The following is a 23,094-nucleotide window of genomic DNA, read 5'->3' as shown; positions in this document are numbered from 1 at the left end:
ATATTAGGTGAACATCGTCCGGGTTGCGCCATGACGCGCTAACGTTAAAATGGGCTAGACAGCACTGCGGACGATACATATACACCGCCACGTCAAGAAGTTCCGGCTTCAGCCTAGGTAGCTCAGTTGGTAGAGCAGCGGACTGAAAATCCGCGTGTCGGTGGTTCGAATCCGCCCCTGGGCACCAAGCCTTCTCCACAAGCACTTGCGACCATTGGATAAACGCTGATGGGCTAGATGCTCATGCACACAATCAGTCACACAAACACCAATGGGCGGCGCTCGCATGTGCGGCATACGATCTTTCGCAGCGGCTCCTACTACTACAATCGTAGAGTCCCAGAGCACGCCATAGAAGCTTGTGGGGCGTTCATCCGTGATCGGCTGTCATCTGATGCGACGGAGGCGAAGCAACTCTCAGAATGGCTTACAGCGCGTCTCAACGCCATCTGGAAGCACGACCAGATCGAACATGGGATTGACCTCTATACGCGGCTCAAGACGGCTCGACCGAGAACGTTCACACTCGGGCAATTGTCGGGCGAATACGTCTCCATGAGGAGCATTGATGCCGCCCCGTTACGGCAAGCCATCATGCCCCTCATCGCTGTTGCTGGCGACAAGGATATCCGCGACATGATGCTGGACGCGGTCGAGCGGCGGTTTGGGGACTAGCCGAATGGGCTGCGTTCTGGTCATCCGATGACGTGAAATACGGACGGGTCGTCTCTCAATTCTCGTCCTGTTGAGAATGTTGGTCGGCGACTCGGGCGAACGGTGATGGCGCGCCTTCGACCATCTGTGCGACTTCCTCGGCGATTGCGAGCGACGAGGTGACGCCGGGACTCTCGATGCCGAAGAGGTTGATGAGCCCTTCTTGCCCGTGCAGGTCTGGGCCTTGCAACAGCCAGTCGATCGGTGGCTCACCGGGGCCGTTAAGACGAGGGCGCACGCCGGCGTATTCGGCGCTCAACGCTTCGGTCCGAACATTCGGCCAATAGTTCCGGATCGCGTTCGCCACACCGGCGGCGCGACCGTTGTCGAGTCCGTATTCGACAACATTGACCCATTCTTCGTCGGGTCCGAACTTCCCCTGGCCGCCGAGGTCAAGGGTGAATATCCCGCCGTTCCGCCAAGCGGGTTGCGAAGGGACGACAAGCCGCGAGAACGGCGGCGCCCCATGATATTTGAAGAAGGTTCCTTTCGCAAAATGAACCTTCGGCAGCGCTGCTTCCGGCATGCCGCGAATGTTTCGCGCCAGTTCAGCCGACCACGGGCCGGCAGCGTTGATGAGCGTGCGGCAGAGTACGTCAGTTTGTTCGCCCGAGTGGCCGGCGACGGCGACTCGGAACCCGCCCGCAACCGGTTCGACATTTGTGACCTCAGAGCGAAACGCGACGAGTGCGCCCGCCGTCTCCGCGTCACCCAGAAAGGCCAGCATGAGATTGTGGGTATCCATGATGCCGGTCGATGGCGAGAGGATAGCCGAATGACAGGTAATCTCCGGCTCCAGCCGCGAAACTTGTTCGCGTTCGAGCCATTCGAGATCGCCGCAGTCATTCTCTAGCCCAAGTTCGAAAACACCGGCCAGCCAACCGCGATCCGTCTCGGAATTCGCCAGAATGAGCTTGCCGGTCCGCTTCGTCTGGACGCCGCGTGCGGCGCAATAGGCGTAGATCATCTCTCGCCCACGCCGGCAGAGCGCCGCCTGCGGACTTCCGGGCCTGTGAAAGACGCCCGAGTGGACGACCTCGTTGTTGCGTGAACTCGTTTCCATTCCGAATGAGTCATTGCGTTCGATCACGAGGATATCCCGGCCGTCCATGGCCAGTTCTCGGGCGATAGCGAGACCGACGGCGCCAGCGCCGACTACGACAGCGTCGACTGAGTCCACGGCGGCGCTCAGTCGTGAGGAATGGTGGATTGGGCTGACGGACGAGACTCGAATGTGGCGAACCACGCCTCGAGTTTCGGCCGCCCGGGTCGCCAATTCTCGTCGGCGAAGCGAAAATCCAGATGCGCCAAGGCGCAGAAATAGGCGATGTGTCCGATCGTCGGTTGTTCCGACAGTTCTGATGCGTCGGCCTCCATGGCGTCGAGGCAGCGATTTACGGACAAGACCTGCCGCGCGATCCAGCCTTCAGATCTTTCGTTGTCGGGCCGCCGGCTCTCGAGGCGCCGCGCGATCATCGCATCGAGAAGCGCATCTCCGAGCGCCTGCCGCTGCAGCGCGCGCCACCTCTCAATCCCCGCGGCAGGGAAGATGGAGGAGGCTTGGCCGAGGTTATCGAGATATTCGCAGATCACCGGCGAATCGTACAACGCAAGGCCGTCATCCAGAACAAGAGCCGGGACCTTGCCGGCCGGGTTGACTGCGGCGGCCTGATTTTCTTCGTTCCAGGGATTGCTGACGGTCCGCTCGATCAGATCGTTCACGCCGACTTCATGCGCGGTCATCAGCACTTTTCTCGCGAAAGGTGAGTTAGTCGTGTAGTGGAGTCTCATGGGGTGGTCGCTCCTTGAGTAATGCGCGGCGTTCAATGGCCATTGTGGTCAGCCGGGGTCCGGGCGCGCCAATCTTCGATATAGGCCTCGAAGCCGCGCCGGAGGTCGAAGCGCGGCGCGAACTCCAGTTCTTCATACGCACGGCTCATGTCGAGGGCGCCCTTTAGGGGGGCTCTGAGCGTTGGTGTGAACATGTAAGGCCCAGGCTTCGCCGAGATGTTTGCTCCTGGAATCATTTCGCGGATCAGCTCGACCATTTCGCCGAGCGTGGTGGCGGTTCCACTTGCGAGGTTATAGACGTCATGGCTGGGTGATTTTGCGTCGAGCGCGGCAAGGACGCCCCCGACGACATCATCCATATAAGTGAAGTCGATCGCCACATCCGCCCCGAACGATAGATGACAGGCTTCCCCTCGAAGCGCCGCATCGAGAAATGTGGTTGGCGGTCTAGGGCGTGGCAGTCCGACCCCATAGACCCATGATGTGCGCATGTTAATGCACTCGAGATCATGGAGATCCCGATAGACTCTCCCAGTCTGCTCGACCGCTAACTTACTGATCCCATAGGGCATGCTTGGCCGGGTGGGATGACTTTCGTCGATGATCGGTCGTTCGAAATCGCCGTAGACTTCTTCAGAACTCATATGAACAATTCGGCGCACGCCACAAAGGCGCATCGCTTCGAAGATATTGACGCTACCTTGCAGGTTTACTCGATAAACGTTCCCAGGACTTGCGACCGAATAAAGAACGCCGACGATTGCGGCGCAGTGAATGATCGCGTCGGGCTTATGGGTCTGAAAAGCTGCGATGACGGGCGCGAGATCGGTGATGTCACCCTCGACGAGATGGAACCCAGGGACTTCGGCGGCGAGACGTCTCGCCTCGACCGGGAAGGCGAAATCGAATGCGATGGCCTGATCGCCGCGGTCAACTAGTTTGCTAGCGATCTTCCGGCCGATGAACCCGCCGCCGCCGGTAATCAAGACTCTCACATTCACCCCCTCATGCTGCGATGCCGCTCCAGCGCGAGATTATATTGACGTTGCCGCAATAGCAACTACTATGGAGGCGCGGCGGGGAGCCGCGAACCGGACTCCGGGAGAAATCGAGCTGATGCCTTATCCGATCGTCATCAATAATTTCCCCTATATCTGGCTCTATGACGTCGAGGCGTGCCTCGACCATCTTGTCGCGCAGGGTCACCGGCGAGTTGAGTTGCTTCTCACGGCTCCGTATTGCTGGCCAAGGAGCCTCAAGAAGGACGTTCGTGGGCGAATCTCCGAGCGCGTGCGTTCAGGTGAGATCGAGATCGTCGCGCTCAACCCGGGCGGCTTTGACAACAATCTGGCGAGCCCGGCGGAGGAAGTTCGCGATCTGGCCGGCAGAATACTCGCCGAGACCATCGATCTCGCTGCGGATTGGCGCGCGAAAGGCATCGTCATGTCCCCGGGCGCAGGCCGTCCGCTTTTGCCGCCGCCGATCACGATGCTCGAAGGCTGGAGCCGCGCAGGCGTCGAGACGCTTTTGGCCAGGACCGAGCAATCGGGCGTTAGTCTGTTGCTGGAGAACATCCCCTACAGCTTCTGGCCCAAGGCCGACCAGATCGCCGGACTGATCGAGGCGATTGACCACCCCAACCTCGGGGCGGTGTACGATGTCCCGAACGCCGTGTTCGCGGGCGAATCGCCGGATCACGGCTTTGAACGGCTGAAACAGCATTTGCGGCTTGTCCACTTTTCGGACACCCCTCTTTCGTCCTGGAAGCATGACCGGATCGGCGCCGGGGTTGTGCGCTTCGACGAGGCGCTGCAAGCCATGCGGCGCATCGGCTATGAAGGCGATCTTGTGTTGGAGATCATAGACGCGGATGGCGATGCGGCTATCGCCGAAAGCGTCGCCGCCATGAAGCGCCTCGACCCGGACTGACGTTCGGGACGGATCAATGCGTTCGCCGACCCGTGCCGTTGTCCGTGTTGGCGGAAGGTTCAGTCAGCTTAGCGCCCGAGTGAGATTCGCGGTGAAGAGAGCCAGAACCGCCAGCATCAGCCCAGTGAGCGCGACCCTCTGAAAGAAACGATCGCCGGCCATCCGGAATAGGTATGAACCCGCCACGCCGCCGAGCAAGAACGCCGGAGTCAACACAGCCGCGCCTTGCAGCGCCTCACGAGTGAGCAGGCCAAAATGCGCGGTCGAGAAGAGCGCGATCGACAACGAGATCGAGGAAACCGTGATGATGCTTGCGCGCTTCGTCGCGGGAGAGGCTTCGCCGGCAAGGATATAGAGAACGAGCGGCGGCCCGCCGACCCCGCCGAAGCCGGTGAAAAAGCCCTGAAGCCCGCCTGCAACGGCGTGCCCGGCCGAACTGTGGCGCAGCGGCAGGCGCGCGCCAGCAACGATCAGGGCCGTCATCGTCAATACGGCGCCGCTGATCGCGATATTGCTCAAAGTCGGATCAAGGCTGACGAGCAGCGCGTGTCCCGCTGGAATGGCCATGGCGGCGCATGGGCTCATGATCAGCATCATCCTGCGGTCCGCGCGTTTCAGCGACGCTGGCAACAGGAGCATCGTTGCGACGCCTTCGAGCATGGTCGCGATTGCGACCGCGACAGTCGGGCCAATCGAGAAACCGAGGACCGGAACGATGAGAAGGGAGGAACCGAACCCCGCAAAGCCTCGCAGCAAACCCGCGCACATGACGACGGCGGCAAGCATTCCCGCACTTACGTAGGATTCGCCAAGAACGGCGAACATATTCAAGCCGCTCAGATCGTCTGCTCAGCGCCGAGTTCGGGTTTGATGATCCCGGCTCCAGCAAATCCTCCATCGATCGAGAGGGTATGCGCGGTGATATAGCTTGCTTCGTCAGAGGCGAGGAAGAGCGCCCCGAAAACCATTTCGTCGATCCGCCCGTAACGCCCGAGGGGCACATCGGCGATCAGCGCTCGCCGGATCTCGGGCGGTTGCCATGCGGTCATCGGCGTCTCTGTCGGCCCTGGCGCGATGGTGTTGACGGTGATTCCCTTGTCGGCGAGTTCAATCGCAAGGGTTTCTGCAAAGTTGATCACGCCGGCCTTGGACGCGGCGTAAGCGCCGCGCTGCGCGGCGCCGCGAAACCCTACATTCGACGAGATCAGCACGATGCGTCCGAATTTATTCGGGATCATCCGCTGCGCCGCCGCCCGCGCGATCAGAAAGCTTCCGGTGAGATTCACATCGACGATACGACGCCATTCTTCAGCGGGGGTTTCAAGAATCGGCATCAGCCGATTGACCGCCGCGCAATGCACCAGCACATGAGGCGCGCCGAATTCCGCCTCGGCGTCGGAAAGCGCCGTGTCGATTTGTAGTTCGTCGCTCACATCAAGGGTGCTCGCTTTCGCTTCTCCACCGCGGGAGGCGATGGCGGCGACAGTGATCGCTACGGAATCCGCGTCTGTATCGCAGGCGTGGATCTTCGCGCCCTCCGCTGCGAAACCCAGCGCCATCCCTCGTCCAATTCCGCCTCCCGCCCCGGTGACGAGCACTGTCTTGCCGGAAAATCGCACCTTCGCCTCCTTCAATCAGCGGAAAAATCCGCTTCTGCGCAGGCTCTATCACAATTGTAGTTGCAATAGCTACGACGATGTGGATGCTGTTTGCAGTGAACAAGAAATTAGAGAGCGAATGGGAGTTCGGCTGATGAAGGGTGGAGAGTTCATTGTCGATTTCTTGATTCGGGAGGAAGTGCCTTACGTCTTCGGCGTTTGCGGGCATGGCAATGTCGGCCTACTCGATGCGATGTATGATCGTGCGGATGAATTGCCGTTGATCTCGCCTAGGCATGAACAGGCCGCCGGTCATATGGCCGACGCCTATTTTCGGGTCGCGCATAAGCCCGCCGCAACGCTCGCATCGATCGGGCCGGGATCCGTCAACATGTTGATGCCGCTTGCGAACGCGCTGAGCGATTCATCCGCGATCCTGTCATTGACTGCAAGCGCGCCGACCGTGCAGGCGAACCGTTCGCCGTTCCAGGAAATCGCGCGGCACAATCAGTCGGACTTCGCCCAAAGCATTCGGTCTTTCGTGAAGCGCGGCTATCAACCGCAGCGGATCGAGAATCTGCCGCTCGTTATGCGCCAGGCGCTGACCCTCACCACGCAGGGCAGGCCGGGTCCGGTGAACGTGGACATCCCTTTCGATCTGTTTCAGGAGAGCGCCGATCTGGTCTATGAGCCGGCGCAAAGCGCGAGCATACAGACTCGCGTCGGCGCTGCGCCGTCGGTCGTGGCGAAGGTCGCCGACCTCCTTCTCGCCGCGGAGAGGCCGCTCATATACACCGGCAACGGCGTCGTTCTTTCCGAGGCGGGACCAGAACTGACCGAACTTGTCCGGCGATTGCAGACGCCGGTCGTCAGTCTTCCGAACGGTATGGGCGCGCTGGACATGCGGAGCGAGTATTCGCTCGGCTTTGTCGGCCGAAACGGCAGCTACCCGGCGAATGAAGCGGCCCGGCGATGCGATGTGCTTCTCGATCTTGGCGCGCGATTCGATGACCGCTCGGCTTCGTCATGGATCCCCGGATATTCCTGGAACATTCCGCCGACCAAGCTCATCCAGGTCGATATAGACGCCATGGAGATCGGCCGTAATTATCCTGTCGAGCTGGGTGTCGTCGCCGATGTGAAAACATTTCTCGCGCAACTCCTGATGGAGCTTGACCGGCGCACCATCACGATTCGCCATGAGGACTGGCTGGGCGACATCGCAGAGTGGCGTCGTCGATGGGACGAGCATGTTCGCCCGAAATTCGACATCTCCTCGACCCCGCTTCGGCCGGAGCAGGTTGTCAAGGAACTGCGCGCGGTCTTGCCGGATGACGGGATCCTGATCCCGGACGTCGGCGCGCATCATAACTGGTTCATGCAGTTCTGGGAGGCGAGACAGCCCGGCACGTTCCTCAATTCCTATGGCTTCGGCGCGATGGGCTTCAGCGTCTGCGGAGTTCTCGGGGCGAAGCTGGCCGCGAAAGACAGACCCTGCATCTCGGTCTGCGGCGACGGCGGCTTCACGATGACGCCTTACGTCCTCGCCACCGCAGTGGAGTACGACATTCCGGCGATCTGGGTCGTCTGGAACAATTTCGGCTGGGTTTCGATCCGCGACATTCAGGTCGGCATGTTCGAAGGGCGCGAGATTGGAACGCTCTTCCATCGTGACGGGGAACGCTACAATCCGGATTTTGCGCTGATGGCGAAATCATACGGCGTGGACGCCATCACCGTTCGGCATCCTGACGAGCTTGGCCCTGCGCTCGAGCATGCGCTGGCGCTTGGGAAGCCGTGCCTGATCGATGTCCACGTCGATGGAGAGATCCGTCCACCTTCGACCGGGGCCTGGCAATTGCCGCCTACGCCTTATCGGGAACCAAGTTTCGGAGAGCGCTATCGGCCGGAATGAGTAGAGCACAAGAAGCGAAGGCGAACTCATGCCGAAGGGTCCGGGCCTCTCCTGAAAGGAAAGGCATCGGGGCGGTCGGTCACGAAACGAAGACGCAGTCTTTGTGGACCTAAAGCTGAAAACGGGAGGAAAGAATGGATAAATTCGAAGCTACAGGGCGCACCGATACGCGGCGCGAATTCTTGCGCCTCGCCGGGCGTTTTGGCGGATCGGCGGCGGCGCTCGCGTGGTTGGCCGCGCCAACCGGCGCGGTTCTGTTCAGTGCGGCCGAGGCTTTCGCGCAGAGCGAAGCGGAAAAGAAGCAGAAAGCCGATCACGTGATGCTCACAGGTATCACGGAAGCGCCGGGACGCTGGCCGAATGGTCCGCTTACCACGGAACAGTCGAACCTGACGGGCGTCGTCGAGTGGAAGAAAAACATCGAAGCCGCCACGGATGGTAAGGTTTATGTCGACCTTCAATACGGCGGCGTGCTCGGGAACCAGGTCGATATGCCTCGCAAGTTGCAACAGGCGACCTTGCAGGCGGCGCACGGCTCGACGCAGAACGCCGCGGCTTCCGCTTCGGTCTGGAATGTCATCGACTTTCCTTACCATGTCGGGCCGATCGAGAACTTCTGGCGTCTGACTTTTTCGCGCGAGTGGAACGATATCTTCAGGGCGAAGTCGGAGCAGCAGGGCCTGATCGCGACTGCATTCTTCCCGCAGATCCGGTGGGTGCAACTGCGCCGCGGCCTCGACCGGGAGGTCCGTCGTCCAGAAGACATGGACGGGCTCAAGATCCGCGTGACCGGCTCGAAACTCGAACAGGTTGCGTTCGATATCCTGCCGGCCAATCCGACGCCGGTGAACTGGGGCGAGACCTACAACGCGCTGAAGGAAGGCGCCGTCGACGGTCTGCACGTCGCGCCCGGCCCGGTGGCGGACGTGAACATCTCGGAGGTGATCGGACAACTCGTCAACACCGAGTTCATGTACAACTCGGATGCGATGTTCATTTCGACCCGCTGGTTCAGACAGCTTCCCGAGGCGGTGCAGGAAGGTATTCTGGAGGGCGCTTATCAGACCCAGGTGTTCCAGCATGACGTCTATGAGCCATACCTGCGGGACCAATGGGGAATCAGGCCAGATTCGCCGAAGGACACGATCTGGGGGAAGCTCGAGCCGGAGTTCGTTTTCCTCACCGAGGACGAGCGGAACGCTTGGCGCGAATATCTTTCCTTCGAAAGAAACAAGGATCTCCTCGATCCGCTCGTCGAACAGTTCGGCCGTGAGGAGTACGAGGCGACACGCCGCATCGCCCAGGAGAGCGGTCCGGTCGAGATGCAGCGGTGGTGGCGTTCCTGACGGATTCCGGGGCCGGAAGCGCTTCGCCTCCGGCCCCTACCCATGGGCGAGAAATTCGACACCTCGCGAATCGCAGTTCCAGGCGGCCAGCCGGTCGTAGATGACTCAGTGATGCCAGCGCCATGAAAATCGAATTCCCAAAATGGTTATTGTGGCTCGACAAAAACTTCGAGTATTATTTTAATGTAATTCTTTATTCATACTTAACATTCATAATTGTAATTGAAGTGTTCAGACGGCACGTTCTGGACAATTCGTCGTCATACGGTGAGGAAACGGCCCGCTACGCGTTCATTTGGCTTGCGTACCTCGCCGCAGCGCGAGGCGTGAAGAAACGAAGCCATTTGTCGATTGATCTGATACGGGCCTTCATGGGTCGAAAAGGCAATTTCATACTTTTTATGGTAAACGATTTCTTGTTCTTTGTGCTTGCAGTTGTTGTTATCGTAACGGGCACTAGATTTGTGATCACCACTATCGAGTATAATCAATATTTCACTGGAATTCAGATTCCATACTGGATCGCAGTGGCGTCAATCCCGGTCGGGTGGGGAATGATTGCGCTGCGGGTCGTTCAGCGCTGCGTCCTTACAATCCAAGCATATCGGCGCGGCGAAGCGATGGAAGCCGGTTTTATCGGGGGAGAATAGATATGGACGCTAGTGTGGCATTGGCGCTCGGAGGCATGGCGCTGCTTCTCGTGCTCGGCGTCGAGATAATCGTTTGCCTCGGGATGGGCGCGATCTTTTTTGTTCTGACGCAGAAGAACTTCACGATCGACAACATCGGTATCGCGACGTTCTCGGAGATCAACCTCTTTCCGTTGCTTGCAATGCCACTCTATATCCTGACCGGCGATTTGATCGGTCATTCCGGGATCGCAAAGCGTTTGATTGACTTTTCTCGCGCATTGATCGGTTGGGCGCATGGCGGCCTCGCGTTGACGTTGCTGGTCGCCTGCGGGTTCTTCGCCGCGATCAGCGGCTCCAATTCCGCCACCGTCGCAGCGATGGGGCGAATGATGCTGGATCCAATGGAGCGAGACGGGTATCCGCGGGATTATTCGGCTGCAGTCGCAGCTTGCGGAGGAACTGTCGGGATCATCATCCCGCCAAGTATCGTTTTTGTGCTCTACGGCGTCGCATCGGGCACCTCGATCGGCGATCTCTTTGTCGCGGGCATCATACCCGGCATCTTGATGATTGGCGTCATGGGCGTCATCGCGACATTAACCTGCCGCCGCCGCGGAATAGGAAATCGAATCCCGTTCAGTGGACGCGAATTGCTGCGGACCGGGTTGCGGGCGAATCTCGCCTTCGGAGCGACCGCCATCATTCTTGGCGGGATCTATGGCGGTATCTTCACGCCGACCGAGGCGGCGGCCGTCGCCGCAGCGTACTGCCTTGTTGTTGGCCTTTTCGTGACACGTGAGCTCAAGGTCAGAAATCTGCCTCGCATCGTGAATGTCAGCGCCGATATCACCGGTCTCATCGCGCCGATCATAGCGCTTGCCGTGGCGCTGTCACAGATCCTGGCGGTACTCAACTTGCCGCGCGCGGGCGTCGACGCGCTACTCTCGCTTTCAGCCGACGGGACGGTCTTGATGCTGGTGATGATACTCATCCTGCTGGTCGCAGGTATGCTCATGGAGACGACGCCGAACGTGATTCTGCTGACGCCGTTGCTTGCGCCGGTCGCCAGTTCGATCGGATTGGATCCCGTTCATTTCGGAGTGATCTTCGTGGTCACGCTCGCCATCGGTTTCGTGACGCCGCCCATCGGGCTCAACCTTTTCGTTGCGAGTTCGATCTCGCGGACGCCGGTCATAACGATCGCTTGGCGTGCGGCGCCGATGATTATCGGTCTCTTTGTCAGCCTAATGCTGCTCGCGTTTATTCCCTGGTTCTCGACCGCCTTGCTGTGATTGCGCGGTCACCGAGGAGGATGCGCACTGTCGCGGGGTTGAGGATCAGCGGCTGAACCAGTCGATCAACGCCGCCGCCACCTCGTCAGGCGATTCCTCGGCGATGAAGTGTCCGCCCGGAACCTCGACGCCGCTCACCTCGGCGCATAGCGTTCGCCAATAGGCGACGGGGTCGAAACGGCGGCCGAACTTGCTATCTCGTCCCCAGATGGAAAGCAGTGGAGCGGCGATGCGGCCGAGTGAGCCGCCTTCGGTGTCCACGGTCACGCCGGCCCGGTAATCCTCGCATGTTGCGTGGATTGAGGCGGGGTCGCGGAAAGTCCGTATGTATTCCGCGAATGCTTCCTCCGAAAGCCAGCCCTCACGGCTACCCCAGGATTCGAGCGTCCATCGGAGGAAGAACGCCGGGTCGGCGCCGATCAGGCGTTCCGGCAGGTCGCGCGGCTGCGAGAGGAAAAACCAGTGATAGGTGTCTCGACCGAAATTGGGGTCGACCTTCTGAAACATGTCGGGCGCCAGCGTCATCGGGATAATGTCGAGGATGGCGACGCGTGAGATGCGTTCCGGATGCGCCTGGGCAATCCGCTGGACGACGCGACCGCCGCGATCATGGCCGGCGGCCATGAAGCGCTCAAAGCCGAACTTCTCCATCAGGCCGACCATGTCTTTCGCCATTCTCGCCTTGGAATAAGCCGCATGGTCGTCGCCACCCGCGGGCTTCGCGCTGTCCCCATAGCCACGCAGGTCAGCCGCAACGACCGTGAAGTGACGCGACAGCACCGGTGCGACCTTGTGCCAGCAGACATGGGTCTGCGGGTAACCGTGTAAGAGCAGCACGGGTGGGCCTTCGCCGCCGATGCGCGCATGGATCTCGCAGCCGTCTACTGGCGTGAGAACGGATTCGAATCCCTCGAAAAGGGGCATGATTCACCTTTGTGGATCGATCAGAACTTTCAGATGCCGCTCAGGCGTATCGCGCAGTTCATCATAGGCGTTTGCGAAATCTGACAGCGCGAAGTGGCCGGTTATCATCACCTCCGGTGCGATCGCGCCAACCTCCAGCAATCGTGTGGATTCGATAAAGTCCTCCCGCGCGTAGTTTCGCGACAGGATGAGCGATAGCTCCTTCCGGTATGCCGCCGCATAGGGTATCGGCGGTTCCTCGTCGCCATGCGGAAAGGCGAGCAGTACGAGCGCGCCGTCAATCCGCAGCGCCGCGGCGCCGGCGGCGAGCGTCGAAGGGGCGCAGACATTGTCGAAAACGATGTCGAACGGTTCATCTGCGAAATCTGACAATTCTTCAGCGAGATTTCCGTCCCCGGCGAGAATGAATCCGTCGAGCATGAGCGCGTCCGCGACCGCCTTGCGCGCGGGCAACCTATCGACCGCGACCACCTGCGCGGCGCCTGCGGCTCGCGCCGCCTGCGCGATCAGTAGCCCGATGGCGCCCGCGCCGATGATCGCCACACGCTGTCCCGGTTGAAGGCGCGCCCGTCGGAGCGCGTGCACCGCAACAGCGGTTGGCTCAATCAAGGCGCCGGCGTCACACCGCAGACGTTCCGGGATCGGCAGCAGATGGTCGATGGGAACCGCCATCAACTCGGCGAAGGCGCCGCCATCGCGGTGCACACCCCATACCCTGAACTCAGGGCAATGATTCGGCACGCCTCGGTGACAGGCCGCGCAGCGGCCGCATCCTTGGGTCGGATAGATCGTGACCCAATCACCTACCTTGTAGTCCGCATCGGCTCCGATCTCTTCGATCCGCGCGACGAATTCATGACCGGGCGTCATCGGAAAGACCGCCATCCGGCTTTGCCCTCGGATCGTGGCGATATCGGTGGCGCATATGCCAGTGCGATGGATGCGAAGCAGCGCCGTATCTTTTGATGCGCGGGGCGTGGAACGTTCGATGACGTCGAACTCATTCGGAGCGCGAAGTAGCAACGCCTTCACCAGTGATCCTCCGGTTGGTTGGTGGACGATATCCGTCGCCGCCATCTTACCGGCTCGGCGCATCGCAAACAAGAAATGATAGTTGTTGATGAAACTACTATTAGCCTCTACGCTGCCTGATGAGATCGTCGCCGGATGTCCGGCCATTACTCGGAGGCGCTGACGTGCCGGCGTTCACAGTTCTCGCCATCCATCGAGTCAAGGCAGGCATGCGCGCCACCTGGGCGGAGTTGGCGACAGTGAACGCCGAGGCGGCGAGGAGTGAGCCGGGTTGCCTCCAGTTTGACGTAGTTCTATCCGACGAAGAGCCGAATATGGCGTTTCTTGTCGAGATGTATGTCGATCGGGCGGCGTGGGACGCCCATCTCCAGAAACCCTATTGCAGGTCATTCATGAGCGCGATCGAGACAATGCTTGTCGACCGCACCAGAATGCTTGGCGGGAGGGTCGAGACATGAGCGCGTCGCCAAAAGCTATTGTCGCAGGCGCTACCGGCCATGTCGGGTCGGGGTTGATGGAGCAACTCGCGAGCGACGGTGTGGCGACGCTGGGCGTTACGCGCAGCGCGCGGCCGGAGACGGGAGGCGCGCATGTCCCGATTGATCTTCTCGATCAAGAAGCGGTGCGCGGCGCGCTCTCAGGCGCTTTCGCCAATGTGACCCATGTTTTCTATTGTGCGCGCGCGCCCTTTCGGGACGGCGGCGGCGAAGACATCGAGGCGAATGTCACGATGTTGCGCAACGTTGTCGAGGCGGCGGACGACATGGCGCCGCTACTCTCAGATGTTCATATCGTTGAGGGCGGGAAATGGTACGACTTCGCGTCTGGCTCCGTCGCGACGCCCGCGCGGGAGGATCAGCCGCTACCAGCCACGCGAAATTTCTATCATGCGCAACAGGAATGGCTGCAGGGTTTCCAGTCAGGGAAACGCTGGTGCTGGAGCGCTTCGAGACCGAGTTATGTCTGCGCCGTTAGGCCTGGTCGAGGCCGGAATCTGGTGTCGACGCTCGGCGCGTACGCGGCGATTTGTCGAGAGAAGTCTCTTGTGCTCGACTTCCCGGGCGACCCGGCGGCGTTCCATGCGCTGACCGAAGTGACTGAACGGGGCTTGCTCGGACGATCCATCGTCGGTCTGACATCGGCATCCGGAGAGAGGAATGCGGCGTTCAACGTCACCAATGGCGATCATTTCACCTGGGCGGAGTTCTGGCCGCGGTTAGCTGCCATGTTCGGTATGACCCCGGGCGAACCCCGCGCTTGCGCGCTGACACCGTGGATGAAGGAAAAGCCCAGCCTCTGGGCTGATATCGTCAGGAAATCGTCGCTTCAGCAGCTTCCACTCGACGCTGTCGCAGATTTTGCTTTTGCGGATTTTCTCTTCGACCAGAAATATGACGTTGCGTCGGATACCGGCAAACTGCGCGCCGCCGGGTTCGGTGAGCGAATTGACAGCCTTGCAATGCTAGAGGCGCATCTCGAAGAGTATCGTGCTCTCAGAATTTTGCCGAAATGACAGCCGATGATCGTCCATACTGCTCATCTTGAATGCCGACCCGAGGTAATAGAGCCGTTTCGGTTACGCTTGGCGCTGCATGCGCGAAACTCGATGGAGCGTGAGCCTGGATGTTTGTCGTTTCGCACCTTTCAGAGCGCCGAAAACCCGGCGCTGTTCCTGCTCGTCGAGACTTATGTCGATCGGGGGGCGTTCGCTGCTCATCGGGCTACTTCGCATCTTGCCGAATTTAGAGCGGATACCGAAGAAATGGTGATTTCGCGGGATTGGTGGTTCTGGAACGAATCGATAGCCGCAGACGAGGAAGTATCGCAGGAAAGCTAGCGAACGAAGAACACGGCGGGAAACTCACATATCATCGCGCGCTGGATGCCGAGATCTAAGCAAAGACCAGCAGACGCTCTTCCGTCATGGCCCTGACCGTGTCGCGTGGACTTTCCCTACCGTAGCCGCTCCCGCGCAGCCCGCCATAGGGAAGCTGGTCGGGGCGAAACGCTGTGGCGCCGTTGACGATGATCGAGGCGCAACGCAGTTCTCGTACAGCTCTCAGGGCCACCGCGTGGGCGGCTGTGAACAGGCCACAGTTCAGGCCGAGGCCGGTGCCGCGTATCCATTCAAATACTTCTTCCAGTTCGCGGTAACGTCTGAGCACGATGACCGGACCAAACACCTCGCGGCAGACGATCATCATATCCGTCGAGACATTCGTCACCAAGGTCGGCTCAACCATGGTGCCGTGGCGTCGACCTCCGCAGAGCACTTTCGCCCCGCCTTCTCGTGCCTCGGCGAGCCAGGAAGTGATACGCGCGGCGGCATGTTCGTCGATTACCGGCCCTAGGTTCGTACGGGGGTCAGCCGGGTCGCCGAGCTTCAGCGTCTTTGTGAACGCTAGGATGCGCGAAGTGAAATCGTCAGCAATGTCTTCATGCACAAATAGGTTTTGAACGGAGGCGCAGCTCTGGCCCGCGAGACGAAAACCGGCTTGCGCGCAAATTGGGGCCGCCTTTTCGATTTCGGCGTCCGAATGAACGATGGTTGGCCCCACGCCGCCCAGTTCAAGTATACAGCCGCGCGTTCCCGCGACCGCCTTGATCTCGGCGCCGACTCCAGCCGATCCGGTGAAGGATATGAACTCCACACGCGGATCGCGCACCAGAGCTCGCCCAACCTCAGCGTCGCCATGCAGGAGACCGATTGCTCCCGTGGGGAAGCCCGCGTCCACGCAGGCCTGCACCAGCAGTTGCAACGTGTACGCCGCTTGCGGCGGCGCCTTGATCACGATCGGGTTGCCCGCCGCCAGCGCTGGCCCGATCTTGTGGCAGGCGAGATTCACCGGCGCGTTGAACGGTACGATTCCCGCTACAATTCCTATTGGAAAGCGGAGGCCTATTGCGACTTTGCCAACGCCCAGCGCACTACCGTCCAACGGAATGTGACGCCCTTCTATGCGTATAGCTTCTTCAGCACAGAATCCGAGAACCTCGACCGCGCGTGACAATTCCTGGTTGGCGTCGCTGATGGCTTTTCCAGTTTCCCGGCTCATCACACTTGCAATTTGAGGCGTTCGCTCGCCTAGAAGCGCTGATGCGCGGCGTAGAATACGCGCGCGATCATGCCCGGGCAGTCCAGCCACGACTGGACGCGCCGCTACCGCTACGTCGAGCGCGCGGTCGAGATCGGCGAGATCGGCAAAATGCACCTTCGTGGCGACCTGACTGCGGAAAGGCTCGCGCCACTCGAAAATTTGTTCCGATGAGATCCAATCGTCGCCAATTCTGGACATTGCCGAGTTTGCGGTTTCCCGTTTGGCTGGGGCGTTGTCAGTCTGCACAAGCTTACCTCATGATGCGTGTCAGGAACCGGCGCGGTCGATTGTGGCTGATAGTAGCTATCATTACTACGGCCACAAGAGCACTACGGCGAAGCGAGAGACGAATTGAGCCCCAAGGAAGAAAGATCAGCGCGCGCTGATCGCCTCAAAGCCTTTCGATTCTCTCCCTGTCCAGAGCGATGTCATATGCGTCCGCGTGGATCGTCATGAACGCATCGATCAGTTCGGGGTCAGCCTCGTCCGAAGCCGACTTGATCCCCCATCCGCGAGCTTCAGCGTGAGCATATGCGCCGCAGAAGTGCACACCGATTACTGAATCGGTGGTGAGCGCCGCCCGAAGGTAGCGGGTGTAAGCCTCACCCCGGTTCTTCTGCTGTGGCGGACCGAAATATTGCGGAGGCATCACTGCATCGCAGAGCAGGATAGGTTTGCCGCAACGTGACCTCCATTCGGCGAGTTGCGCCCTTTCTTCTGAGAAGTTCCCTCCCGACTGGACCGAGAGAACATCGACCTGATTCCTCATTGCATCGAGCACCGAACCCGGCAACGCGCGCCCGCCGAGAAATCGATCGCCCAGCAAGAGATGGTTCGAATCATAGCGTCGGATCGCACCGGCGGTGGTCTCGAAATAGTATTTCGCGATCGCCGCTATCCTCGCATCCGCATCGTTGAAATAGGCGCCATCAACGGATCGGGTCCAATGGCGTGAGTGTACTTCTCCCGACCAGTCGGGAACGTCCGAAAAGAAATAACCGATCAGGTTCGGGTCGTCGCGCATGCTTCCGGCATATGTTCGGGCGATATGATCGCAGTGATCCTGAAAATATGGATCGAAAACGTCTGGATAATGCATCGACTCACCAAGGCCGGTGATCGATCCATCGTAGTAATATGCATTATTCACGAAGTTCAAAGAATGACAGTACGGCATGCCCGCCCACTGATAGCGCTCGTGTTCCCACGGACGATCATGAAGGAGAGCGAAACGGTCGCCCCAGCCTCGGCGTGGATCAGGAACATCATTCCGCTTCAGCGGATCTCGCGGCGCGTATCGCTGCGCAATTTCCTGAGTCCATCCGATCGAATTGAACCCCCATGACCTTAGATCCCGGGCGACGCCATTGCGAATCCAGCCTTCATCACCGCCATAATTGGAAAGGAAGTCGCTGATCCCATCGGGCCTGCGGAAGGCGCAGCTGGATATATGATTGAGGCCCAAAGAGAAGAATACATTGCCCTCAGGGGTTAAGAACCACCAACGGTCCGCGAGCTTTTCGATTCTAAAGAAGCCAGTCGCATGCGAGCTCAATTTCCTCGAACCGCCAAAACCATCACGATCTAGGGCGACCGAGCCACCGTCTTGGCTGTTCATGCATTGATCCTCGCGCGGACGAAACTGGTGGGCGGAGTGGTCGCGGCTCGTGACCGGCGTCGAGCTATCCTGCTTATGGGAACGGGCCTGACGGCGATAAGCGCCGTCCTGGCGCTGCCCGCCGCAATGTCGATAATCATTCGGGTTGGTTGCCTAAAGCATTGATCCTCCCGTTAGATTACCAATCATATAGAGTAGTTGCAATTGAGACGTTTTTTGAGGCGTCTCCATGCCCTGATTGTGGAGGCCGCCAGTCGCCAAGATCATCGCCGTGGCGCCGAAAATGCCGCGGGAGTGGGCGACAGACTGGCCTGCCTGCACGGGCCGAAGCCTTCGTGGAGAAAAAGAACAGCGTCGGCGCATGCAGATAATCGGACCCGCAGGTCACGACACCGAGGACGGGCGCGCGCCGATAAATCAGCGGAGATCGGCTAACGCAGCCCAGTCTTGTCTCTGAACGAGGACACCTGTTCCGGCGAGAACGTTCGCAATCGCAAGTCGCGAAGATAGGGGCCGAACACCTCGTCGATCTGGCCGCCGAACCGTGCGTAGATTTCCGCCATATAGTAATCGTGCCGCAGCAAGGACTCCGCCATGCGCACAACGGCCCGATTGCGGGAATATGAGGCGGTCATTTCGTCTTCGATGGCCGCAGTCAGCATCTCGTCATGATCGATCGTCAAGGTGAACAAATTGTCAGCCGACCCCATGCGGACGCCATTGCCCTCATGCAGATACACGTTGCAGCTTTCGCCAAAGCTGAATTCGCCCGTGTCGTCGCCGAACAAGATGATGATTATCTCGACGCCCCGTTCGGCGGCTGCGCGAAGCGCCTCGGCATGGACGCGCAGCACATCATCCGCCGCCTTTACCCAGATCGAAACCTTGCTCGCGTTCAGCAGCAAATCGATCTTGTCGCGAACGCTGGTCTCGCCGTGCAATGTCCAGACGTAAGTATCGTTGGCGGCGGGCGTCAGCTTGTTGAGACGCTGCACGAGATCTTCGCAAAGGGCGATCGTCTTGCGGCCGATGTGATCAATGTGCTTTTCGGGTGCGGCGGCGACGTAACGAACCGGGCTTTCGCTTACGGGAAGAACGGCCCCCCGCTGCGACAACGCTTCCAGCGCGTTATAGGTGTTGGGGCGCGGCACGCCGCTGGCTTTCGCCACCTCATACGCGGTCGCCGGACTCTGTAAGAGTAGCTGAAAGTAGACCCGCGCCTCGTATTCGGTAAAGCCCAGTTGTTTGAGATCGAGCAGGAGGTCGTCAGGCACCGTTTGCCGCGCAACCACGGTCGCACCCATTTCGCATGTCTCCTAAGTTTCAGGCGTCATGTCTTGATCGTGCGTCACTGTAGCTTGTCGCAAGACGACCGGCGATAAAACTTTCGTACCCCTGAAATCGCGACAGCGCCGATACCGCCTGAGGCAGTTCGTCGTAACAAGGGACCCCTCGCGCCGTTGCGGCGGATCGGAATGTTCGCCGCCATGCGTCAACTTCTTCGCTGCCATCGGAGCGCAGTGCGAGCACGAGATGAGGCGTCGTTCCTGAGCCGGATGCGCTCTTGAGTAGTGCTTCGATCAGATTCGGCATGAAATTCTCGATGTGACGATAGCCCATTATCACAGGCAGATTGAGATGTGCGATGATGGCGTGCGGTTTGGTATGTTGGCGCACGATCTCGAGGATGTCACCAGCAATGCGGCCCTGGTTCTCCCGCAACACGCTCGCGGGAAGGTCGATTGGATTCGCGACACTCGCACCGGGCGGTAGCCGCAGTTCGGCGATTTCCGCGAGCGCGGCCGGCGGCATGCTCGCAAGGTTGAAGCCGGCGCGGGCCACGGCGTCCGACGCCAGAACACTTGTTCCTCCGCCGTTTCCGAAGAGTACGATACCCGATTCAGGCGTCGTGGGTTTCGGCGTCAGCCAGGCGCAGGCTTGCAATGTTTCAAGGAAGTCGTCGAGCGTGAAGGTAAGGATGGCCCCTGTCTGACGAGCCAGCGCCTCCCAGGCGCGGCTGCCGCCAGTCATCGCACCCGTGTGCGACGCGGCCGCCGCGCCGCCAAGCTTGGTCAAGCCGCCTACCAACAACACAACGGGTTTGGCGCCCGCGTTCGCGTCAAGCAGAGCGCGAAATCCGCCACCGTCCTTCACGTCCTCAATGTAGAGACCTATGGCGCGTGTCTCGGGGTCATCGAGATAATAGTCGAGCATATCCACCGGCGTGACGTCGATGCTGTTGCCGAGGGTGACGAGGCCGCTGAAGCGAAGACCAGTTGACTGGCCTCGGCGAAGGATGTCCATGCCGAGCCCGCCGCTCTGCGCTGCGACACCGATGTCGCCCGGCTCGAGAAGCGCGCCCTCCATGAAGGTGTATCCTCCTCGCGGAGAATGCGTGCCCATGCAGTTCGGGCCGATCAGGCGCACCCCCGCCGACTTCGCCGCGACCCGGAGATCTCGTTCCCACGCAAACAGATCGCTTGGCGTTGAGCTGGCCATTACCTGCGCGAAAGCGACGCGACCGCGGGCCGCCGCGATAAGTTCGGTCACATGCGCCGCAGGAATCGTAACATAGGCGTAATCGACAGGATGCGGTGTTTCGCCAAGCGACCGGAAGGCGGGAACACCCTCTATGGTTTCCGCTTTGGGGTGGATCGCATAGATGTCGCCGCTATAGTTCCATTGATGCAAGAGCCGGATGAAACGGTTGCCTGCGTTGACCTGTGATGCGGATGCGCCAGCGACAGCGATCGATTGCGGATTGAAAAGCGCCGCAAACCGCTCCCGCGCGGCGCCCGGCCTCCCAGGAAGCTGCATCAGCGCGCACCCCCGATCACTACGCGCGCATCGACGGCGACGATTCCATCGGGAGCTGCGAAAATCGGGTTCAGATCGAACTCGCGGATGAGGTCGGCGTTGTGAGTAAAGAAGCCGTCGGGGCCGCCGAGGACGATCAGCGCATCGACGATTGCGTCCATGGCGACAGGTTCCCGCCCTCGTGCGCCGGCGAGAATCGGATAAACCTTGAGATCCCGCATCATTCTCTGCGCGTCGATTCGACTGATCGGACAGAGACCGAATGCCGAGTCATCGAGTATCTCGGCGAAAATTCCGCCCGCGCCGAGCATCAGCATCGGCCCGAGTTGTGGGTCGATGATTCCGCCGATCACAAGCTCGACGCCGGGTTCGGCCATTTCCTCCACGAGGTATCCAGTGACATTGATCTCGGAGTCGGCGAGGCGCGACGCGATTTCCGTTCTGGCCAGCTCGATGCTGGCGGCCGATGGCAGGTGAAGGCGAACCGCGCCTATATCGCTCTTGTGTAGCGGAGCGACCGCCAGCGCCTTGAGCGCGAACGGCGCGGATAGGTCCCGAAGGCGCGGAGCGATCTCTTCCCTCCCGTTTACCCGGACGCCTCTTGGAACGGCGATGCCAAGACTGTCGAGGACGGTCTTGGCATGATGCTCGTCGAGCGCCGAACCGCCGCCATCCCGCAATGCGATGATTTCAGTTCGGACACATCGCCAGGCGGAGGCGTGCGGATCGTTCATTGCGCAGCCTTCTCAGAAACTGGTCGGCCAATTGGCGAGATGATGGCGCCCGACGCCCTTGGTCGGACCGCCGCAGTGGATATCAAGCGCGCTCGCAATGAATCTGCTGGTGTCCCGCGGGTCGAGAACCGAATGACTCTCGAAGAGGGCCGCCAAGGCGTATGCGGAGCTGTCGTTCGAGATCTCGTTCGCCAGCTGATCGAACCGTTCCGGATCGTCTTCGCGCTTGAGACCGTGCAGCACATTGACGCCGACACGGGGATCCATGAATCCGTAATCGGCTGAGGGCCACGCCGCGGAAACGTCAGAATTACGCCCGCCGCCCATGTTCAGATAGGCCTGCCCGTAGTTCTTGCGCAGCGTGATGGCGATGCGAGGAACGGTGACGAGTGAAAGCGCGTTCATCCAGTTCATGATGCGCCCAGGCGCCCAGCGTTTCTCGCCGTCAACGCCGATCAGGAAGCCAGGCTGGTCCACCAGGAAAACGAGCGGAATGTTGAAAGAATCGCAATGGACGATGAAGCTCGTCGCCTTGCGCATCGCATCGACGTCGATCGACCCGCCTCGCACCATTGGATTGTTCGCGATAACGCCCACAACCCGACCGCCGATGCGCGCGAGCGCCGTCACGATCGATCTGCCGAACCGGGGCTTCATCTCGAATACACTGTCGTGATCCACGATCGCGGCAACGATTTTCCGTGAATCGTAAACTTGGGAACGGCTTTCGGGTAGAAGGTCGAGGATCGCGTCGTCTGCGTTGTCCGGGCGGATCGGAGAATCCGCGGTCGGCGGCGCCTCTCCCTGATGTTGCGGCATATAGCTGAGGTAACGCTTGACGACCGCCAGCGCTTCTTCGTCGCTCGCCTCCGCATAGTCAACGAGGCCGGTCTTCTCCGTATGGAGCCGCCAGCCGCCGAGTTCTTCGGGATCGACGGTCTGATTGATCGCGATGGAGGTTACGCGCGAACTCGCAACCGCCATTGTCGCGCCCTTGCGCATCACTGTGAAGTCCGACATGCACGCATACCACGTCGACGACCCGTAGCAGTCGCCCAGAAGCGCAGAGACCAGCGGCATTTCGCGGCATCGCCGGAATTCGACCGGATCCTGCCCGAGGATCGCGCGGCCGCTTGCGCCCATGCGGTCGGGCATCCGCGCGCCGGCCGATTCGCCGAGACACACCATCGGCATGCCGCGCGAGGCTGCGACGTCTCTGATATGTTTCATCTTTTTGCCGTTGATGACGCTCGACGACGCGCCCAGAACCGTGAAGTCGTTCGAAACGACCGCAACTGGTCGACCGTTGACGCGGCCGAAGCCGGCGATCTTCCCATCTGCTGGGGTTTTCTCACGCATCTCCGGACGGTGCGAAGTCGCGAAAAGGCCGAACTCGTTGAAACTTTCTTCATCAAGAAGGCAATCGAGGCGTTGACGGGCGTTCAGTATGCCGGCCTCGCGGCGCGCATTGAGTTTTTCCGGATTGCCCATAGCTAGCGCCTTGGCGCGCCGGCGTTCAAATTCTTCCAGCCATGCCTTGGATTTCGTGCTCTGCGGATCACCCTGCATGTGCTTCAATGCCTCTCGTCAATATGCGTAGGTGTTATTGCTACTACTATTGGATTCCCCTGTCCACATGTCAATGCCGCCATCT

The 23,094-nt window shown here is 60.1% G+C and carries 22 protein-coding genes and 1 tRNA gene; 10 read left to right on the top strand and 13 right to left on the bottom strand.

The window, feature by feature from the left end; translation table 11 throughout:
• The first annotated feature begins 111 nt into the window (after positions 1-111).
• Positions 112-187 (top strand) — tRNA-Phe (locus G5B40_RS11500).
• A 50-nt stretch (positions 188-237) separates the two neighbouring features.
• The gene (locus tag G5B40_RS11495; protein WP_165098689.1) at positions 238-675 is read left to right on the top strand and encodes a hypothetical protein; all 438 of its coding nucleotides are present in this window, start codon (positions 238-240) and stop codon (positions 673-675) included.
• 55 nt (positions 676-730) lie between these two features.
• Here the strand turns inward: G5B40_RS11495 and G5B40_RS11490 are convergent, their stop codons facing one another.
• The 3 genes from G5B40_RS11490 to G5B40_RS11480 form a co-directional block, all read right to left on the bottom strand.
• Positions 731-1,894, bottom strand: coding sequence for an NAD(P)/FAD-dependent oxidoreductase (locus G5B40_RS11490; protein WP_165098687.1), 1,164 nt, complete (start codon positions 1,892-1,894; stop codon positions 731-733).
• Between the two features lie 8 nt (positions 1,895-1,902).
• Positions 1,903-2,457, bottom strand: coding sequence for a glutathione S-transferase C-terminal domain-containing protein (locus G5B40_RS11485; protein ID WP_246209483.1), 555 nt, complete (start codon positions 2,455-2,457; stop codon positions 1,903-1,905).
• 80 nt (positions 2,458-2,537) lie between these two features.
• Positions 2,538-3,500, bottom strand: a complete 963-nt coding sequence (locus tag G5B40_RS11480) for an NAD-dependent epimerase/dehydratase family protein (protein ID WP_165098685.1) — start codon at positions 3,498-3,500, stop codon at positions 2,538-2,540.
• Between the two features lie 121 nt (positions 3,501-3,621).
• Between G5B40_RS11480 and G5B40_RS11475 the strand changes: the two genes are divergently transcribed.
• On the top strand, positions 3,622-4,434 hold the full coding sequence (locus tag G5B40_RS11475) for a sugar phosphate isomerase/epimerase family protein (RefSeq protein WP_165098683.1): 813 nt from the start codon (positions 3,622-3,624) through the stop codon (positions 4,432-4,434).
• 63 nt (positions 4,435-4,497) lie between these two features.
• Here G5B40_RS11475 and G5B40_RS11470 read toward each other — a convergent pair whose 3' ends face one another.
• The gene (locus G5B40_RS11470; RefSeq protein WP_165098681.1) at positions 4,498-5,259 is read right to left on the bottom strand and encodes a sulfite exporter TauE/SafE family protein; all 762 of its coding nucleotides are present in this window, start codon (positions 5,257-5,259) and stop codon (positions 4,498-4,500) included.
• Positions 5,260-5,270: 11 nt separating this feature from the next.
• Complete coding sequence (locus tag G5B40_RS11465) at positions 5,271-6,053, bottom strand: SDR family NAD(P)-dependent oxidoreductase (RefSeq protein ID WP_165098679.1); 783 nt, start codon at positions 6,051-6,053, stop codon at positions 5,271-5,273.
• On the opposite strand from G5B40_RS11465, the gene G5B40_RS11460 reads away from it, so the two are divergent.
• The 4 genes from G5B40_RS11460 (at position 6,037) to G5B40_RS11445 (ending at position 11,217) form a co-directional block, all read left to right on the top strand.
• Complete coding sequence (locus G5B40_RS11460; RefSeq protein WP_246209481.1) at positions 6,037-7,947, top strand: thiamine pyrophosphate-binding protein; 1,911 nt, start codon at positions 6,037-6,039, stop codon at positions 7,945-7,947. The two genes, G5B40_RS11465 and G5B40_RS11460, sit on opposite strands and share 17 nt — an antisense overlap.
• Positions 7,948-8,081: 134 nt before the next feature.
• A complete protein-coding gene (locus G5B40_RS11455) occupies positions 8,082-9,293 on the top strand; it encodes a TRAP transporter substrate-binding protein (RefSeq protein ID WP_165098677.1) in 1,212 nt (403 codons plus the stop codon).
• A 122-nt stretch (positions 9,294-9,415) separates the two neighbouring features.
• A complete protein-coding gene (locus G5B40_RS11450) occupies positions 9,416-9,943 on the top strand; it encodes a TRAP transporter small permease (protein WP_165098674.1) in 528 nt (175 codons plus the stop codon).
• Positions 9,944-9,945: 2 nt separating this feature from the next.
• The gene (locus G5B40_RS11445; protein ID WP_165098671.1) at positions 9,946-11,217 is read left to right on the top strand and encodes a TRAP transporter large permease; all 1,272 of its coding nucleotides are present in this window, start codon (positions 9,946-9,948) and stop codon (positions 11,215-11,217) included.
• 45 nt (positions 11,218-11,262) lie between these two features.
• Here the strand turns inward: G5B40_RS11445 and G5B40_RS11440 are convergent, their stop codons facing one another.
• Both G5B40_RS11440 and G5B40_RS11435 read right to left on the bottom strand, forming a co-directional pair.
• Positions 11,263-12,141 (bottom strand): alpha/beta fold hydrolase, encoded by an 879-nt coding sequence (locus G5B40_RS11440; protein ID WP_165098668.1) that lies wholly within the window; start codon positions 12,139-12,141, stop codon positions 11,263-11,265.
• A 3-nt stretch (positions 12,142-12,144) separates the two neighbouring features.
• Entirely contained in the window at positions 12,145-13,320 is a 1,176-nt protein-coding gene (locus G5B40_RS11435; protein ID WP_165098665.1) for a zinc-dependent alcohol dehydrogenase, read from the bottom strand.
• 17 nt (positions 13,321-13,337) lie between these two features.
• Between G5B40_RS11435 and G5B40_RS11430 the strand changes: the two genes are divergently transcribed.
• The 3 genes from G5B40_RS11430 to G5B40_RS11420 are packed head-to-tail and all read left to right on the top strand — an operon-like array spanning position 13,338 to position 15,010.
• Positions 13,338-13,631, top strand: coding sequence for a putative quinol monooxygenase (locus tag G5B40_RS11430; RefSeq protein WP_165098662.1), 294 nt, complete (start codon positions 13,338-13,340; stop codon positions 13,629-13,631).
• Positions 13,628-14,686 (top strand): NAD-dependent epimerase/dehydratase family protein, encoded by a 1,059-nt coding sequence (locus tag G5B40_RS11425; RefSeq protein WP_165098659.1) that lies wholly within the window; start codon positions 13,628-13,630, stop codon positions 14,684-14,686. Before G5B40_RS11430 ends, G5B40_RS11425 begins: the two co-directional genes overlap by 4 nt.
• A gap of 6 nt (positions 14,687-14,692) precedes the next feature.
• Positions 14,693-15,010: a putative quinol monooxygenase gene (locus G5B40_RS11420; RefSeq protein ID WP_165098657.1), complete on the top strand. Its 318-nt coding sequence runs from the start codon at positions 14,693-14,695 to the stop codon at positions 15,008-15,010.
• A gap of 55 nt (positions 15,011-15,065) precedes the next feature.
• Here the strand turns inward: G5B40_RS11420 and G5B40_RS11415 are convergent, their stop codons facing one another.
• The 6 genes from G5B40_RS11415 to G5B40_RS11390 form a co-directional block, all read right to left on the bottom strand.
• The gene (locus G5B40_RS11415) at positions 15,066-16,517 is read right to left on the bottom strand and encodes an aldehyde dehydrogenase family protein (RefSeq protein WP_165098655.1); all 1,452 of its coding nucleotides are present in this window, start codon (positions 16,515-16,517) and stop codon (positions 15,066-15,068) included.
• 145 nt (positions 16,518-16,662) lie between these two features.
• Positions 16,663-17,889: a hypothetical protein gene (locus G5B40_RS11410; RefSeq protein WP_165098652.1), complete on the bottom strand. Its 1,227-nt coding sequence runs from the start codon at positions 17,887-17,889 to the stop codon at positions 16,663-16,665.
• 431 nt (positions 17,890-18,320) lie between these two features.
• Positions 18,321-19,193, bottom strand: coding sequence for a TrmB family transcriptional regulator (locus G5B40_RS11405; protein WP_165098650.1), 873 nt, complete (start codon positions 19,191-19,193; stop codon positions 18,321-18,323).
• 19 nt (positions 19,194-19,212) lie between these two features.
• Positions 19,213-20,706, bottom strand: a complete 1,494-nt coding sequence (locus G5B40_RS11400) for a CoA-binding protein (RefSeq protein ID WP_165098648.1) — start codon at positions 20,704-20,706, stop codon at positions 19,213-19,215.
• Positions 20,706-21,440: an acetate--CoA ligase family protein gene (locus G5B40_RS11395; protein WP_165098646.1), complete on the bottom strand. Its 735-nt coding sequence runs from the start codon at positions 21,438-21,440 to the stop codon at positions 20,706-20,708. Before G5B40_RS11395 ends, G5B40_RS11400 begins: the two co-directional genes overlap by 1 nt.
• 12 nt (positions 21,441-21,452) lie before the next feature.
• Positions 21,453-22,931 carry an acyl-CoA carboxylase subunit beta gene (locus tag G5B40_RS11390; RefSeq protein ID WP_211907321.1) on the bottom strand — a complete coding sequence of 493 codons (1,479 nt, stop codon included), beginning with the start codon at positions 22,929-22,931 and terminating at the stop codon, positions 21,453-21,455.
• Positions 22,932-23,094 lie beyond the last annotated feature (163 nt).

Origin of the sequence: Pikeienuella piscinae, assembly GCF_011044155.1 — a bacterium.
GTDB lineage: Bacteria > Pseudomonadota > Alphaproteobacteria > Rhodobacterales > Rhodobacteraceae > Pikeienuella > Pikeienuella piscinae.
The sequence above is the reverse complement of the archived record's forward strand: the minus strand, read 5'-3'. Positions and strand labels throughout refer to the sequence as shown.